Below are 15,395 nucleotides of genomic sequence, written 5' to 3'. Positions count from 1 at the left end.
AACTTGTTTGGCATTCAGCTAAAGAATATATAGCTCATAGACTATTTGAGTCAGCAGAACAACTAGAAGAGTTGTTAAATAAATTACTAAATGAAGGAGGACTTATTATTAAAGGGGAACGAAAAATTAAAAACAAAGGTAATGCTGTTTATTAAATTTAGCTGCTACGCAGCTTAAAACTGTGTTCTAGACGTTCCAACATCTGGTTAAACACTTGAATTAATTCCACAAATTCAACATCTGTCGCACCGATGGGGACTCGTTGTTCCAACCCGCTAACGGTGACATTGCCAATAACTTTGGTTAACCGTCGGATAGAATGCAAACTGCTGCCAGCAATTGCCCATGCGCCACCCGCTACGAGCAGAAGCACCCCTGGAATTGAAATTAGGAAGATGTTGCGGATGACGGCCATCTCTTGTGCGATCGCATTTAAACTTACTGCGATCGCAACTTGAGCAAAGGGTGTTGTGACTGCACCAATTCGCCAAGTTCCGATTGCGGTGTGCTGGGTGACGAATCGAGGCGCGGGCGGTGGTCGATTGGGCGGGGGTTGCGATCGCTCTGAAAATGGGGCTGTTTGTCGCTGGGAATGATGTGGTGGAAAGGGCTGTAGTTGGGGGCGCGATTTCCAAAGGTTCTTGGTATCTAGATCGGCAGCCCATTCCTCGGAGCGATACAGGACGTTGCCATCTGCATCGATGACCAACATGGCGATCGCTGTATTGGTTCCAAACGCACCAGGGAGAAAGGCTTCATAGGACTGCCAGCGATCGCGCGATCGCGGACGACCTGCCCGCATTAATTGACTTTCCAGTTCTGCATCGAGACGGCTTACCTTCGCCTCATAAATCAGCCACCAGGAGATTAGCCCAAACCCGACGATGGCACTCCCTGCAAGAACAGCAGACAATAGAGCAATCCGGATACGGAAGGAACGCAACTTCACTATTGAGACTCTGATTGACGAAAGCGATAGCCGACGCCGCGAATGCTTTCAATCCAACCCGCGCCACCAATTGAGTCAATCTTTTTGCGAATCCGTTGAACGCACACATCCACCACATTGGTATTGGGATTGAAATCATAGCCCCAGATGTGTTCCAGGATTTGCGTGCGGGTGAAGACTCGTCCAGGCGATCGCATTAGATATTCCAAGAGGTTAAATTCACGGGTGGTGAGTTCAACTATATGTTGATTGCAAGTGGCTTCTCGCGTGATGCGATCCAGTTTGATGGGGCCAACGCAGACTAAATTTTGGCGATCGCCTGCACTCCGACGCACGACTGCATGAATGCGGGCAACAAGTTCTTCAACAAAGAATGGTTTCGCTATATAGTCGTCAGCACCCAAATTTAGCCCCTCAAGTCGGTCATCCAATTCATTACGAGCAGTCAGCAAAATTATCGGCACATTCTGTCCTTTTCGGCGCAGGTTTTTGAGGATGGACAAACCATCTTTTCCCGGCACCATAATGTCAAGCACGAGCGCGTCATACTCGTTATCCAAGGCGCGAGTATAGCCGTCGTCTCCGTTGTCGCAGTAATCAACAACAAATCCTTGTTCTTTCAATCCAGCTTGGACGAAGTTGGCAATTTTCGCTTCATCTTCAACGAACAGAATATGCACGGCTTTCTCATGCGATTGGACGGCTTGCGAGGTTCATCCAGTTTAACTTGTGAAGGCGAGATACCCGACTTCTCTAAGAAGTCGGGTATCTGAACCACTGGCATCTCAAAATAGCCGATATGATCAGAGGATGACCCGGCAAGAAATCTGAACCCACAACGCAAGCAATGGTCAGAATACCTCCTCATCAAAAACATGAGCCAATTCCCCCGCTCGAAAGTGGCGATCGCCTGAATCGCTATGAATTTGAGCGACGATACAATTTCATGCCTCATCTCAGGAAGGCTGAACTGATTGAAGGAGTTGTCTATATGCCTGCTGCTCTACGTTTTAAGAGTCATGGTCAACCTCACGGAAATTTGATCATTTGGCTGGGCAATTACAAGGTTGCAACACCAGGTATTGAGTTGGGGATTGAACCCACCGTTCGTTTAGATTTGGACAATGAACCCCAACCTGATGCGGTGCTGATGATTGAGGAACAAGCTGGAGGTCAGGCGCGGCTGAGTGAGGATGATTATATAGAGGGTGCGCCAGAGTTAGTGGCAGAGATTGCAGCGAGTAGTGCAGCGATCGATCTAGGTGATAAAAAACGAGCCTATCGTCGCAATGGCATTAGAGAGTATATCGTTTGGCAAGTGTTTGAGCAGAGACTAGACTGGTTTTATTTGCAGGAAGGGGAGTATGTTCCACTGCCAGTTGACCAGGATGGGGTGATTCGCAGCCAAGTGTTTCCAGGCTTGTGGTTGGCAGCGAATGACCTATTGACTGGGAATATGGGGCGAGTGTTAGCTGTGTTGCAGGAAGGTTTGGCTGCACCAGAACATACCGCATTTGTGCAGCAGCGATCGAAGTAGTTATGGTTGAGTCATCAATAGATGCGGTAAAACTATCTTTTTAGCGGTGTTAGGAGGTCAGGCGACTTCAAATTTTTAGGTTATGTTTACTGTAAAAGTTTTTATGGTAAATCATTTCTCGCTCAACTTGCCTGTTGAAGTTTCGTGTACAAACTAAAAAAATTTCTAACACCACAAATGGATTTCAAAAGTTTTTCTGAGTTACGTGAGTTTATTCGCCGCTACAATTCAAAATCCGTTCTGGAAATTGGAACTAAGAAATGCTGGCAAAACTGGGAAACTCAATATTCCAAACCTTATTCCAAACCTTCAGATTGGTTGCATGGTAATGCTGAACGCAATTATGTTGTCCGGCTCATGTTATTAGCAAGTGCAGGTAATTCCTATAAGCACAAAAATGTTAGTGCTGAGGAATTCAATACTTTTATTAATGCTTACTACCAATGCGATGGACATACTATTTCAAATAAATGTATCCTTGACGAAGAAGCGGAAGCTCTATTAAAATCTATTCATAAATGGGAAATTGATAATGAGAAACAAGTACGGAATTGGTCGTTAAAATTGAGTGATGTTTTGGATTTAGAAGTAATTCGCTGTCATGTAGCTTATTTGTTTTGCAAACGTATAGTGGCTTTCCAAAATGCAGGTTTTGGAAGGCCAATTTCCCGCATACACAGAACAATCAAATTTATTGAGTTGCTAGATAAGCATTCTGAGAAAAAATTTTCAGATGAGTTCTCAAGATATACAAAATTAAGCCAAATAGATTATTTTAAACAAATTCTAGGTTGCTTAGGCGTGTTTGGATATTTTTATGAAGAAAAAGGATTTTGTAACTTATCCCAATTTCCCAATCTAATAGATGAGCGAGTTCAAAAATTAGGGATTACTCCAGAAAATCTAAAAATATTTGTTAAGCAAAATAGTGCGCCTTTTTATGCAGAAACTGATAATTCTTTTCGTAGAAAGGTCAATCAAACACTTGATAGTGTGCCTGATTTTTATCAGCCATTTTTTTACAATCATTTTCTAGATATTCCCTTTATTGAATTAAATAAGGAAGAATTCTGTTTGCCAGATCCTTTTTCTTTTACTGAATCCTGCTGGAATCAGATTAGAGGTCTTATTTTCAAGGACAATAATAGAAAAAAACTAGAGCAACTATTAAGTCGTGCATTTGAAGATTATCTTGAAAATGTACTTCTTCCTGTTATTAGTCCTAACTCTTTTGAGAGAATTGCCGAAGTCAAAAATTCTACCTCTAACAAAGATAAGCGTGCTGATTTTCTTATTGATACTCCAAGTTCATATATACTATTGGAATGCAAAAGCAGTGTTATGTCTTCCGATACAAGCGCTTATTTCCAGGCTGATAAAGTTGCTGAGCTTTGGTGTCGTATCCACTCCGCATTTGAGCAAATTAGTATAACAGTGCAAGCTCTCAATCTTCACGACAAGCCAGTAATTCCTCTCATCATGACTTTCTATGACAGTATTGCCGCATCCTCAGTATTGGAGAAGATGATAAAGCAAACTGATTATTGCTCTCGTATGGGGTTGAATATGCCGCCAGTTGTACATTCTATACATGAATTTTAACATTGGATCTCGGATAGAAGCCTTCATAATTGGGCAGAATTAACTCTATTAAAACAGAATGGTCATTTTCCTATAAAACCTGACAATAAAGGGCATGATTATAAACACTTAAATAGTATTTCTATTCTATAAACTCTATTTATAGCCTAATTATTATTCAAAAACCCATATCAACGTCGTAGCCAACAAATTCTCTAGTAAATCTGCGATCAATACACTCATCAAACAGGAGCTTCATGCTACGCTACTATGCCAACAAGCTGTCTTTCCGCCTCTTCCAGTAAGGCGATGAGCTGCTCTCTGGTTACAGTAGGAAACCCATCTAAAAAATCGTCAATGGATTCTCCGGCTTTGAGATAATCCAAAAGTGTATGCACAGGAACTCTAGTACCAGCAAAAACTGGCGTGCCGCCCATAATCTCAGGCGATGCGCTAATAATTAGGGAGTCTTTAAGCATAAGTCTTTGACCTCCGGGTTCCGTACTCAATGGTTTATCAATTCTCATGGGACAGAACCCTCTAGAAAGGAGTCAGTTCTGGAGTTGACCTCAAACATCAAATCGGGGACTAACTGAGCATCGTCCTCTGTTGTTCGGCGCGATCGCTCTACCTCTAACTCCTAAATTAATCTGGCTGACGCAAACTTTAAGAATGATGAATTTTCAAGTTCTGGGAGTCGCTGGACTGGTCGGCGAACGCTTTGAACTCCATAGCATCGTGACTGCAAAAGAGGCGCACGTCGTTACTGCGATCGCGCGATAATGCACGCAGCCGATCTTGATTGTGGAGCCTCGCCTCACGATCCACCTCCATCATCCATTGGTAGAAACGCATTCCCGGCGTGCAACGTGGCTCGTCGGAGTCCATCTCGTGTCGGTAAAAGTAGGCATCGCCTGCATTCAGAAGCCAACCCTCTGATGTCTGGATAGCAACGCCAGCATGACCCCGCGTGTGACCAGCAAGCGGGATGAGGAGAATCTCTGGCGGTAGTCCCTCAAGATCGCGCACAGCCTGGAAGCCGAACCAGGGTTCTCCCCCCGCCGAATAAAACTTCCAGCGTTTAACCTCATCCCACTGGTCGGGACGATAGCGCTGGCTGGCAATGAAACCGCGCCGATCCTGCGCTGCGTCAATTTCAGGCTGCATTACGTGTACGATTGCTTCAGGGAAATCCTCCAGCCCGCCAGCATGATCGAAATCGAGGTGAGTAAGCACGATATGGCGCACGTCCCGTGCGGAAAATCCTAGTTGCTCGACCTGAGCGATCGCTGTGTACTTGCGATCGAATTGGATACCATTGAAATGAATAAAAAACGGGCTGAGTCGCGCGTAAGGCGAGTTGACATCGCGCAGACCAAAGCCAGTATCGATTAGAACGAGTCCCTGGTTCGTCTCGACAAGCAGACAGTGACAGACGAGGCGAGCTGTCAGACCGCGACTGAAGCCATCGAAGAGCGCCCCACCGACCGGACACATACAGCCACAATTGAGATGATGAATGTGCATAAGTGTTCTGCTTTAAACTACTTTTTGCCTACGGGTATTGATGTCTGCACCTCATTCGACGCTTGCATTTGCTTCGGTCGGTATGAGAATGCCTGCCAAAACGCCTTTACATACAACAGATGAGCAGGAAGGCACTGCGTGCGTTACTTGTTAGCCGAGTCAGATTCAGTCATCTGACGATGCAGTTCAGCCTTGAGCGTATCAGGCAAAACCTTGCTTACATTGCCCTGAATCTTCGTCAGGAGCGAACCGGCGATGATGTGATCCTTGCCTGCCATTAGGGCATCGAAACCCTGTTTGGCGACTTCAGCCGGGTCATCGTTCTGTTTTGTACCCACCGTGGTGTCGTCCATTCCCGCACGATGGAAGAAGTTGGTATCGGTTGGCCCAGGCATGAGTGAGGTAACAGTGACGCCTGTATCCTTTAACTCGTTGCGTAGCGCTTCCGAGAAGGAGTGTACAAATGCTTTGGAAGCCGCGTAGACTGCTTCAAAGGGCCCTGGCATGATGGCAGCAATTGACGAACTGAAGAGGATTCGACCCTTGCCGCGCTCGACCATATCTTTCACTACCCGTTTGGCAAGATGCACAGATGAAACGACGTTCAGGTTGATGAGATTCAGCTCGTCCTTCAGGTCAGTCTCGCGGGCGAAATCACCGCCGACACCAACCCCTGCATTTATCGCGATCGCCTCCACCGATCTGCCAGTCGCCTTAATCTGGTTGTAGAGTGTCTCTACACCGTCATAAGTAGCAAGATCAGCCTGTACCGTCTCGACCTTGACACCGAGTCCCTCAAAGGTTTGAGCGGCTTCATCGATACTCGATCCGGTGGCTGTGACGAGGAGATCAAAGCCGTTTTGGGCGAACTGTTTGGCAAGCTCGTAACCGATGCCCTTGGAGGCACCTGTCACGACAGCCAGAGGTCGGTTCGACGAACTGTTCATAACCATTTAAACTCCTGTAGGACTTCTCCACGCTAGGAAAGCTGTGGATTGTGCTTCTTTTTCGCTAGCAGACAGTCTGCGCGAATGCGATCGCAACTCTTACTAATCCTAGGAAGACATCTGTGCGATCGCGTCTTTCCAAGGAAGTATGGCTGTTGTGTGTTTGAGGTTACTTTTCTGGAGTTTACGCGATCGCCTGCGGTTCAGATGCCCGACTTTTCTAAAAAATCGGGCATCTCGCCTTCAGTAGCTCAGATTACAAAACTGTAATTCAGGCAAGGGGCAAGCTGTAATTTTGGTTGGGCTTAATCGAAACATAGACACGTTTCGAGATTGAACCGAAGGAGAAAGCTTGTGATGAATACCCGCCGACTGTTAGCAGCGATCGCAATTCCAGTTCTCGTTGGGACTTTTGGAAGTGTAGCTCTGAATCAGGCAACTGCTCAATCACCTAACCGACTGGCACAAGACTCATCTCAGCCCCAGCAGGGACAACAGGAACGCAGACATCAAGGGCCAGATTTTGCCGCAGCAGCTCAGAAATTGGGCATTTCAGAAGCCCAGTTAAAAGCAGCACTGGGAGTGCCAGCGAATCCTACATCGGGACAACGCCCGCCTCGTCCCGACTTTAAGGCTGCGGCTGCAAAACTCGGCATTACCGAACAACAACTGGTTGATGCGTTGGGAGTTCCGCCGCGTCGCCCACGTCCAAATTTTGCAGCAGCAGCACAGAAACTGGGCGTGTCAGAAGCCAATTTGAAGGCAGCACTTGGGGTTCCAGCGAATCCACCGACTACGCCCCCTGCACCAGGACAGCGCCCACCCCAACCCGACTTTAAGGCTGCGGCTGCAAAACTCGGCGTTACAGAAGAGCAACTGGTAAATGCGCTAGGAATCCCGCCCCGTCCTCCTCAAGATGGCAACCAACCAGAGGGAAATCGTCCTCCTCAGTAATAAGCTTAAGTGCCAGTCACAATAAGCCCTGGCGATTAGAAATCGCGGCTAAACAAACCAAGTCCGCCTGCGCGGACTATAGAAACGTGAATGAAATTTCGCGTCTCTACATTTAAAGGTTTTGAAACCCGCGCAGGCGGGTTTTGTGTGTGTAGACGCGGTTTCAACCGCCCAGTTGGTTAAGACAAATCAAAGGTTTTGTCTGTAGACGCGGTTTCAACCGCCCAGGTAAATTGCGATAATTCTATTGGGAGCAGATGAAATGAAAAAAGACCGTGCAAAAAGAATTCCCGTAGCCTCCATGCTGAAGCGGCGAGAGGTGCTTGGCTTCCTAGGGGGAACAGCCGCCGTATCGCTTATTGGATGCTGGCGCGGACAGTCTACCTCAGCAAAGCCGATAGGTACATCAACTCAGACACCGAATCGGATAGCGATCGCGCAGACTCCGACCTGCGTGGTGAAACCCCAACAAACGGAAGGGCCATATTTCGTGGATGAGAAGCTTAACCGTTCTGATATCCGCTCCGACCCCTCGAACGGTGCCGTAAAGCAGGGAGTACCGTTGCGTTTGGTGTTTCGTGTCTCTGGGATTGATGGTAGATCCTGTACGCCATTGAGGGGTGCAACTGTAGACGTTTGGCATTGCGACGCGCTGGGGGTGTATTCGGATGTTCGAGACTTCAACGGGGATACGCAAGGGCAAAAGTTCCTGCGCGGCAATCAGGTAACGGATGCAAATGGAGCTGCGGAGTTTGTGACGATTTACCCTGGTTGGTATCCAGGCAGAACGGCTCACATCCACTTCAAGATTCGCACCGATTCTGCGTCTGGGCGTGGTTCTGAGTTTACCTCGCAGCTTTACTTTGACGATGCTCTCACGGATCGAGTTTACACACAGTCTCCCTACGCTGCTAAGGGACAGCCCACCCAGAGGAACGAGGGAGACGGCATTTTTCAAGATGGTGGTGAAGAACTGATGCTTCAGCTAACCCAAGATGCACAAGGCTACACGGGTACGTTCGATATTGGGCTTCAGATGACTTGAACTATTGCATATTACTCAAGAGCGATCGCATTCTTTATAATCCCTGAGTTGATAGAACGCGATCGCTCAAAACGCCCAACTCACTCGCGACGAAACACAAGATGCTAACAACCTTGGAAGATTAAGATAGCGCACAACTCCTGGGAGCTTTGTGCGACTTAGACTTAGTAATAAGTCGTTTTGCTCCATCAAACTCACATCAAGTAGAGTTAAATATGCAACTTCATGAGCGAGAAGTCACTCTCAAACTAAACTCACGTCCCCTACGCCTCGTTTATTTAGTCCGTAATAGAGAAGATTTAATTAATGCAGTGACTCTCTATACTCACGTATGGGGGGGTGCAGCTAACCCTGTTTTGCCCATTCCTGAGAATGAGACAGAAGTTGATACTTTTAAGCTTGTCCTCCAATTGATAGATCCCGATTATATTTTTGTTCCAAGGGAAGGAATTTCCTCTGATGTAGATAAAGTTTTAGAGGAGCTAACTGCCCTAAAGCGTCCTATTTCAAATCAAGAAATTCAAAGGCATATTAATGGTTCTAATTCTGATTTACTTCTTTTGTCAAATGGAACCCTTTCTCATATAGGATTTATTCTCCCATACATATACCCTAATCTTTTAAATGAAAGCGGCATTCGTCTTATAAAACCAAGTGGTTCCTTCAGCTTCGAGCTTGCATTACAAGCTTGTGTCTCAACTCAGTTCTATCAAGACTACCTTGTACGACACTTGGCTGCGAAAGTTTTTTCTACTCCTCAGACTGTTAAGGAGTTAATCAAGGTGAGCTTGCTAACAGCACGGTTACAAAGTCCTATCTGGATAACAATGTTAAGAACTACACGTAAGTGGGATGGTTTAAACCCCTACATAACAGAAACCAATGATGAAGAGACTCTTTGTTTGTTTCTCGATGATGGTAAAGATATTGGTATAGCTACGGCTTTTTGGAACTGCCGCTGGATCTTTCCATACAACAAGTTATTTTTGCCTAGAGAAGCTTTTTTGAAAGATATTGAATCTCATGCTTCTCTAATTGTCGAATTCATGCCTTCAATTCGCGCCCTATTTGTTACTACTCCTAGTAGCCGTGAAGATGCACTTACTTTATGTAATATCCTTAAAAATGCCTTTGCAGCAGCGGGTCGAGAAATTCTAGTGAAGGTTGCTTATCGCGACTTCCATTTTGATGCAATTCCAGGCACTAACTCTTCTGGAGAAACTCTCAATTTTACTAGGTTAATTACTCCGGATGACTCTGTTCGTTTTGAGCCACCTGTACCTATCGGACATCAAAAAACAGAATTCACTTTTGGTTACAATGTAGAAGTTAAATTGGTATCGGGTAGACAATTGTCTATGCCATCTACCCAAGCATCATCAGTTTTGCTCACGAATGAGCTATGGCAGAATTCACTTTTGGTTACAATGTAGAAGTTAAATTGGTATCGGGTAGACAATTGTCTATGCCATCTACCCAAGCATCATCAGTTTTGCTCACGAATGAGCTATGGCGAATTGAACGTGCGGAGAGTAGCCAAGACAATTTTGGAAAGTTTTGGCTAAGACGGGACTTAACTGTAAGAGCAGTGGCTAAGGGGGTTGCTGGAACTGCTTTATCAGGGCGAGAATGCCGCTTTTACATTCATCCAGACAATATTGTAATCACCCAACAACTCAAAGATGCTGGTTTTGAGGTCAGACCTAACAAACATACCCGCTATGCACAAGGATGTATTAAGCGCTTTGGGGGATTCAACAATGTGATAAATCTTATCAACAAACAAGGAGCGGATATTATTTCTGCTTTAGTAACTCACAAGGCCGAACAAGGGGGATTATATAGAGACAATATTATATCCTTTCTTGATAAGCAACGTGGTTTGAGTCAAAAAGAAGCTGACAAAGTTCTTAAGCAAAAACTTCCTCTGTTGTTAGAAAATGGATTGGTGCGCCGTGGATATTCTTTATGCTGTCCTACTTGTAACCTAACTGACTGGTATTCCCTCGAAGAGGTAAGAGAATTTATTGAGTGCCGAGGGTGTGCTGAAAATTTCCAGCTACCTTTACATGGATTACAGTTTACTTATAAACCTAATGAACTGGCTGCTCGGCTTGTCAAAGAAGGGGGACTAGCAGTTCTGATGACCGCTGCTCTTTTTTCTCAAATTCCACGTTCAGGCTTTATTCAGTTTGGAGGAGAGCTTCTGCGTCTTGGTGAAAAAAAGAATTTTGCAGAAGTTGATTTGTTTTGGCTGACTGGTAATGCTTTCATTATTGTAGAGTGTAAATCATATAACGATATTGACCAGCAGGGGATTGCAGAGATTACAGACTCCTTGGAAAAGACTCTAAACGTGGCTACCTTAATTTATGCACAAGTAGTCGTACTAGGCATAGTTACTAACTCATCGGATCTATCTGAGCTATTTGCTATCGTAGCCGATGCTGCACAGAAATCTAAAGAGCGAGGTATTGGCGTACACTTAGCTCTAAATGGAAAACTTCATCTTTGGGGAAGTGTGGATGGAATTGAGCCTTGGAAAGTGAGCCTTGAAGAGTTACAGGTTGATAAAAGCCCTCCAGAAGAAGAGTGGAGTGTGGGGGAGTCGCCCAAGTCTTATGGTTTTGGGGGTTTGATAGAATCTTTTGATAAGAATGTTTTGCGCCGTTGGGAGCAGGAATTATGTAAGGGAACCTAACAAATCTAGGTTGTTCAGACCGTTGAGACCCCTACTCCTATCTTTTTTATCTGTACCAAAAACTCATACTTGAAGTTTGGACAATTCCCTATGCTGACATCGCAGACCCTTGCTAACCCAGACGCAGACAAGGGCATTTTTGTAAAAACGAAGTAGCTTTACTCTCCGCATCCGGGTTGCCTATATGCGCTGGAGTCGGTCGGATGATGCCATTAAACAAATCATCCAGACCATAAGGAGTAAACAACTGCCATTGTCCTCCAACATCTAACCGAACCCCTACAGCCGTCGCCGTGTGCAGCCAATCAGTAACCCCATCTTCAGTGCTGTTGTAAGGTCTGCGACCGGCACGCCAACGTGCAAAACTCGCTTGATTTTTAACATCGAACTTGTAGTCAGGAAACTGGGCTGTCAGGGTAGCCTTGGCAGTGAGTTCTTGGGAACGATCGCCAAGCGCATCAAAAAAGGCGATGTCAAAGTCATTGATGACTAACTGACAGTCATTGCCAAATAGCGATCGCCAAACCGTATTTCGTACTGCACCGCCAGCTAACCACCAGTCCGGGAGATTCAAAAGCGCGATCGCCGGTAACACAACACCAACCGGCGAATCAACTAAAATCTTCTGGAGGCAAGTAGCACTATCCATGTTTTGCTTATCCAGTTTTGTTCCAATCTTTCGAGTTATTGACTCAGTTGTATTTTCAGTTCGCGCAGCATCCGACTGGTTCCCTCATCAATGGCTTTTTGCACCAGTTGGGGAATCATTTCGGTAATCGGCAAATCGGGAAAGATAGCACTGATGGATGATTCGGCGTAGCCACCATTTTGTAGAATGTAAATCTTGAGTTGGAGATTCCGATAGATCCACACTTCCGGAACGCGCAGCGCTTCGTAGGCGTTCAAGGTAGTCTTTGAAGTGACATCAGACTCAATGGCGAGATCCGGGGGTGGGTAAACCGCTAAATCCATATTGGTGCAACCCCGGACACGACTGGCATTCTGGATGTAAAAGCAGGTATCGGATTCCACTCCGGCAATTTCTGGTTGCTTTAGAGTAGTTGAGCCAAAATCTTCCCAGTCCCGCCCTTGAGCCTCCAAGATCGTTGTGAGGATGTAAGCAATAATGCGATGAGGGCGTTCGTGCAGTGCTAGAGGAGACATGATTTCGAGCGTACCTCGGTAGTATGCAATGCGGGTGCTGCGCTTTTCTCCCAGTTCCGTAAGAATCTGTTCAAAGTCTTGCCAAGACAAGTTATGAATGCTAATTGTGCTACCGGGAGTGAGTTCAATGGCACGAATGGGAATGGTAACGGTCATTGGTGTTCCTCCATCGATTGCTGGGGCGGTTTCTTCAACCGTAACTCGCTATTCACCCATAATCATCATTAATGACTAACTGACAGTGATTGCCAAATAGCGAAGCGATCGCTTCTACCGTATTTCGCACCGCACCGCCAGCTAACCGCAGCCGGGAAGATTCAAAAGCGCGATCGCAAATAATACAGCTCCAACGGGTGAATCAGCCAGAAGCTTTTGGAGACGAAATAGAGCGAGCAATTTCTACGGCTTGCTCTAGTAACTTTAGAGCTTCCTCAGTCTGCTCAGCTTGAGCGTATTCACGAGCGATCGCACTAAGCGCCTTAACCCTCCTATAGTTACCAATTTCGTCCGAACTCATCCTATTAACAGATTCAATTGCACGGTCGAACTGCCTTAACTCAGCGTACTCATGAGCAATCGCCAACAGCAGTTTATTGTGATAGAAACGAGTCTCATTCGTCGCTCCATCCATTGTCTGACCAGTTGCTTGAGTTGTCTGCTTTGTCCATTCAATTGTCTGAGTTGCTTGCACTGCCCAGTCTAGTTTTCTTGCGTTAATAGCCCGTTCGATGATACTGTAAATGACGCTAGCTTTATTTTGAACTTCCAGGCTCTTAATCATCTGAGCCGTCTTAAGCGCTTGGGCGTACTGCCCTTTTGATGCATATTGATCGACAATGCGACGCAACGCCTCGTCTCGATGACCTCTACCAAGGGTATTAGCAAGCTGGAGTGCCTGTTCAAATTTCCCAGTTTGTGCATAGAAGTCCACAATAGGTGGCATCAAACTTTGGTAGGCAAACTTGGAGTCTACTGGAACTTGAGAAAAGTCGGAAGCGGCAAGATTCAGTTTGCCAGTTTGAACCAGTTGAGCCACTGCGAGTGCCTGAGCGATTTGTCCAATTCTTAAGTACCCAGCAATAATTTCTTCAAGCGCACGACTCGCCTCATAACGAGCATCTGATGGTAAATTTGCTGCACCTGCTTGTAGAGTCAATAGTGATTTATTCAAAACCTTGACTGCTTCTGCATCCTTCTCCACATTTGCATACAGATTGACAACTGCGGTCAATGTACGCGAGCGAGAAATAGGATTTGCAATCTTTTGTGTAGCTAGAACTATTTGTTCAAGAGCTTTGAGAGTTAGTGCAGAAACTTCTGTCGCTTGTTCAGCTAGTTCTACTTCCTGGCAAATATTGAGAATTTGCCTTAGCTGCTCTCCATCTAGAGTTTCTACAATTGTTCTTATTGACAAAAGAGTGTTGGTTTCTTTTTGTGCAAAACACCGAGAAAGCTCTATTTGTGCTTGATTTTGTCGAGATTGGGTGCTTGAGGAGCTACTATTGAAGGTTCGCTCAGCCTTTGAAGCTAAACTCTGAAGCTCGGATGCTCGGTCAGGCTGACCTGTCTCGTTATAGTAGTTAACTAGGAAAAGCCATATTTGAACAGCTTTGTCAGATTGCCCTGTCCTGTTGTAGTAATCAGCTAACTTTAGCTGTATTTCAGCCGCTCGATCGGGTTGTCGTGAGCCACTGTCAGTGTATGTATATAGCAGCCCTTGCAGCATATCTTCAAGATAGTTGTCTCCAAAACTCGTTGCGATTCTAAGGGCTATGTCATGGCGACCATCTCTAGCGTGCCTTCCCGCCGCTACAAGTACCCAAGTCTGTGGATCGTTACGAGCAGATCCAGACGGTTCTGGTTCGCAGTATTTAGTTGTCTCAAGAATTTTTTGAGCTTGAGCAAAAAGTGCAGAACTTTTGGCTTCTTGCCCCATGAAGGCGTAGTGACCCGCAACATCGGTTAAAATTTCGAGCTTGTGGCAGGGGTTTGCCAGGGTTTGATTGAAAGACAACGTTTCTTCTAGAAGCTGAATAGCTCGGTCAGGCTGCTTAATGGTAGTGTAGCCTCCTGCAAGGGAAGCTAATAATTCTGTTTCAGCTAGAACCAGTTCCGGCTCCGCATTTTTTTGTCCAATCACTGCGCTTTCAGCTAGAACCAGTTCCGGTTCCGCATCTTGTCCAATCACTGCGCTGCCTGGATGAGTGATAGTCAACAGCAGCACAGCCAACAAAAGTTTGAGTTTCACCCTGTAAACCCCTGCTAAAACTATAAATGTAAGTTGTTGTTAACTTGCACAATCTTCAATCAAGTTAGTCATATCTTAACAACCGCCAAACCGTATTTCGCGCCGCACCACCCGCTAATCACCAGCCAGGAAGATTCAAAAGCGCGATCGCAGATAATATAGTTCCAGTTTAGTGACGCATTACCTCCACCATCTTGTCGGAAATACGGAAACAAAAAACTCCTGCTGTGCATGGACAGAAGGAGTTTTAGAAATAGAAAGGTTTGGCGAAGACTTTTAACTTAAACCATGCCACCAGCAGCTTGAAACCGAGCGCGGGCGCGTTTAAGGGCTTGAGTTGCCTGAATTTGCTCCTGACGGGAGCCGCCACTCTCAGCTTTATTAATTCTGGCTTCGGCTTCGGAGTAAGCAGCACGGGCTTGTTCCCGGTCAATTTTATCACCCCGTTCGGCACCATTAACCAGAATAGTGACTTCATCATTATCCACTTCTGCGAAGCCACCCATCAGAGCGATCGCTACCCAATCTTTCCCTGGACGAACGCGCATCACACCGATATCCAACGCCGTCAGTAAAGGCGCGTGACCAGTGAGGATACCTAGTTGACCAGTTGTGCTAGGCAGAATTACCTCTTCAGCACTGGAATCCCAAACAGTTTTGTCGGGAGAAACTACACGAATAGTTAAAGCCATAGTTTGTTACTTGTCAGTTGTCAGTTGTAAGTTAGCTCATCGCTAATGGC

Annotated in this window: 17 protein-coding genes and 1 pseudogene; 8 read left to right on the top strand and 10 right to left on the bottom strand. The window is 45.8% G+C overall.

Annotation, left to right across the window (positions count from 1 at the left end; translation table 11 throughout):
* Positions 1 to 155, top strand: a pseudogene (locus tag H6F63_RS15320) (IS630 family transposase); the annotation flags it as partial.
* A 2-nt stretch (positions 156 to 157) separates the two neighbouring features.
* Here the strand turns inward: H6F63_RS15320 and H6F63_RS15315 are convergent.
* The gene (locus tag H6F63_RS15315; RefSeq protein ID WP_347276799.1) at positions 158 to 949 is read right to left on the bottom strand and encodes a HAMP domain-containing protein; all 792 of its coding nucleotides are present in this window, start codon (positions 947 to 949) and stop codon (positions 158 to 160) included.
* The gene (locus tag H6F63_RS15310; RefSeq protein WP_190638453.1) at positions 949 to 1,629 is read right to left on the bottom strand and encodes a winged helix-turn-helix domain-containing protein; all 681 of its coding nucleotides are present in this window, start codon (positions 1,627 to 1,629) and stop codon (positions 949 to 951) included. Before H6F63_RS15310 ends, H6F63_RS15315 begins: the two co-directional genes overlap by 1 nt.
* Positions 1,630 to 1,796: 167 nt before the next feature.
* On the opposite strand from H6F63_RS15310, the gene H6F63_RS15305 reads away from it, so the two are divergent.
* Both H6F63_RS15305 and H6F63_RS15300 read left to right on the top strand, forming a co-directional pair.
* The gene (locus H6F63_RS15305) at positions 1,797 to 2,486 is read left to right on the top strand and encodes a Uma2 family endonuclease (protein ID WP_190638452.1); all 690 of its coding nucleotides are present in this window, start codon (positions 1,797 to 1,799) and stop codon (positions 2,484 to 2,486) included.
* Between the two features lie 177 nt (positions 2,487 to 2,663).
* Entirely contained in the window at positions 2,664 to 4,088 is a 1,425-nt protein-coding gene (locus H6F63_RS15300; protein ID WP_190638451.1) for a hypothetical protein, read from the top strand.
* Between the two features lie 239 nt (positions 4,089 to 4,327).
* Here H6F63_RS15300 and H6F63_RS15295 read toward each other — a convergent pair whose 3' ends face one another.
* The 3 genes from H6F63_RS15295 to H6F63_RS15285 all read right to left on the bottom strand — a co-directional run bounded on the left by H6F63_RS15295 (position 4,328) and on the right by H6F63_RS15285 (position 6,541).
* Positions 4,328 to 4,546: a DUF433 domain-containing protein gene (locus tag H6F63_RS15295; RefSeq protein ID WP_190638450.1), complete on the bottom strand. Its 219-nt coding sequence runs from the start codon at positions 4,544 to 4,546 to the stop codon at positions 4,328 to 4,330.
* A gap of 187 nt (positions 4,547 to 4,733) precedes the next feature.
* Positions 4,734 to 5,594, bottom strand: coding sequence for an MBL fold metallo-hydrolase (locus H6F63_RS15290; RefSeq protein WP_190638449.1), 861 nt, complete (start codon positions 5,592 to 5,594; stop codon positions 4,734 to 4,736).
* 143 nt (positions 5,595 to 5,737) lie between these two features.
* Positions 5,738 to 6,541 carry an SDR family NAD(P)-dependent oxidoreductase gene (locus tag H6F63_RS15285; protein ID WP_190638448.1) on the bottom strand — a complete coding sequence of 268 codons (804 nt, stop codon included), beginning with the start codon at positions 6,539 to 6,541 and terminating at the stop codon, positions 5,738 to 5,740.
* An 84-nt stretch (positions 6,542 to 6,625) separates the two neighbouring features.
* Here H6F63_RS15285 and H6F63_RS15280 point away from each other — a divergent pair, with 84 nt between their 5' ends.
* The 5 genes from H6F63_RS15280 (at position 6,626) to H6F63_RS15260 (ending at position 11,241) form a co-directional block, all read left to right on the top strand.
* Complete coding sequence (locus H6F63_RS15280; protein ID WP_190638447.1) at positions 6,626 to 6,811, top strand: hypothetical protein; 186 nt, start codon at positions 6,626 to 6,628, stop codon at positions 6,809 to 6,811.
* Positions 6,812 to 6,898: 87 nt separating this feature from the next.
* A complete protein-coding gene (locus H6F63_RS15275; protein WP_190638459.1) occupies positions 6,899 to 7,495 on the top strand; it encodes a hypothetical protein in 597 nt (198 codons plus the stop codon).
* Positions 7,496 to 7,757: 262 nt separating this feature from the next.
* Complete coding sequence (locus H6F63_RS15270) at positions 7,758 to 8,540, top strand: intradiol ring-cleavage dioxygenase (protein ID WP_190638446.1); 783 nt, start codon at positions 7,758 to 7,760, stop codon at positions 8,538 to 8,540.
* A 215-nt stretch (positions 8,541 to 8,755) separates the two neighbouring features.
* Entirely contained in the window at positions 8,756 to 9,973 is a 1,218-nt protein-coding gene (locus tag H6F63_RS15265) for a hypothetical protein (protein WP_190638445.1), read from the top strand.
* On the top strand, positions 9,943 to 11,241 hold the full coding sequence (locus H6F63_RS15260; RefSeq protein ID WP_190638444.1) for a hypothetical protein: 1,299 nt from the start codon (positions 9,943 to 9,945) through the stop codon (positions 11,239 to 11,241). Before H6F63_RS15265 ends, H6F63_RS15260 begins: the two co-directional genes overlap by 31 nt.
* Positions 11,242 to 11,353: 112 nt before the next feature.
* On the opposite strand, the gene H6F63_RS15255 is transcribed toward H6F63_RS15260, so the two are convergent.
* The 5 genes from H6F63_RS15255 to atpC all read right to left on the bottom strand — a co-directional run bounded on the left by H6F63_RS15255 (position 11,354) and on the right by atpC (position 15,345).
* Positions 11,354 to 11,890 (bottom strand): nucleotidyltransferase family protein, encoded by a 537-nt coding sequence (locus H6F63_RS15255; RefSeq protein ID WP_190638443.1) that lies wholly within the window; start codon positions 11,888 to 11,890, stop codon positions 11,354 to 11,356.
* Between the two features lie 35 nt (positions 11,891 to 11,925).
* Positions 11,926 to 12,561, bottom strand: a complete 636-nt coding sequence (locus tag H6F63_RS15250) for a Uma2 family endonuclease (protein ID WP_190638442.1) — start codon at positions 12,559 to 12,561, stop codon at positions 11,926 to 11,928.
* A 202-nt stretch (positions 12,562 to 12,763) separates the two neighbouring features.
* Positions 12,764 to 14,653 carry a hypothetical protein gene (locus H6F63_RS15245; RefSeq protein WP_190638441.1) on the bottom strand — a complete coding sequence of 630 codons (1,890 nt, stop codon included), beginning with the start codon at positions 14,651 to 14,653 and terminating at the stop codon, positions 12,764 to 12,766.
* Positions 14,654 to 14,721: 68 nt separating this feature from the next.
* On the bottom strand, positions 14,722 to 14,868 hold the full coding sequence (locus H6F63_RS15240; RefSeq protein WP_190638440.1) for a hypothetical protein: 147 nt from the start codon (positions 14,866 to 14,868) through the stop codon (positions 14,722 to 14,724).
* Between the two features lie 66 nt (positions 14,869 to 14,934).
* Positions 14,935 to 15,345, bottom strand: a complete 411-nt coding sequence (gene atpC, locus H6F63_RS15235) for an ATP synthase F1 subunit epsilon (RefSeq protein ID WP_190422420.1) — start codon at positions 15,343 to 15,345, stop codon at positions 14,935 to 14,937.
* Positions 15,346 to 15,395: the final 50 nt, after the last annotated feature.

The organism is Trichocoleus sp. FACHB-40 (assembly GCF_014695915.1).
Lineage (GTDB): Bacteria > Cyanobacteriota > Cyanobacteriia > Cyanobacteriales > FACHB-T130 > Funiculus > Funiculus sociatus.
This window is presented reverse-complemented; position numbering and strand designations above follow the sequence as displayed.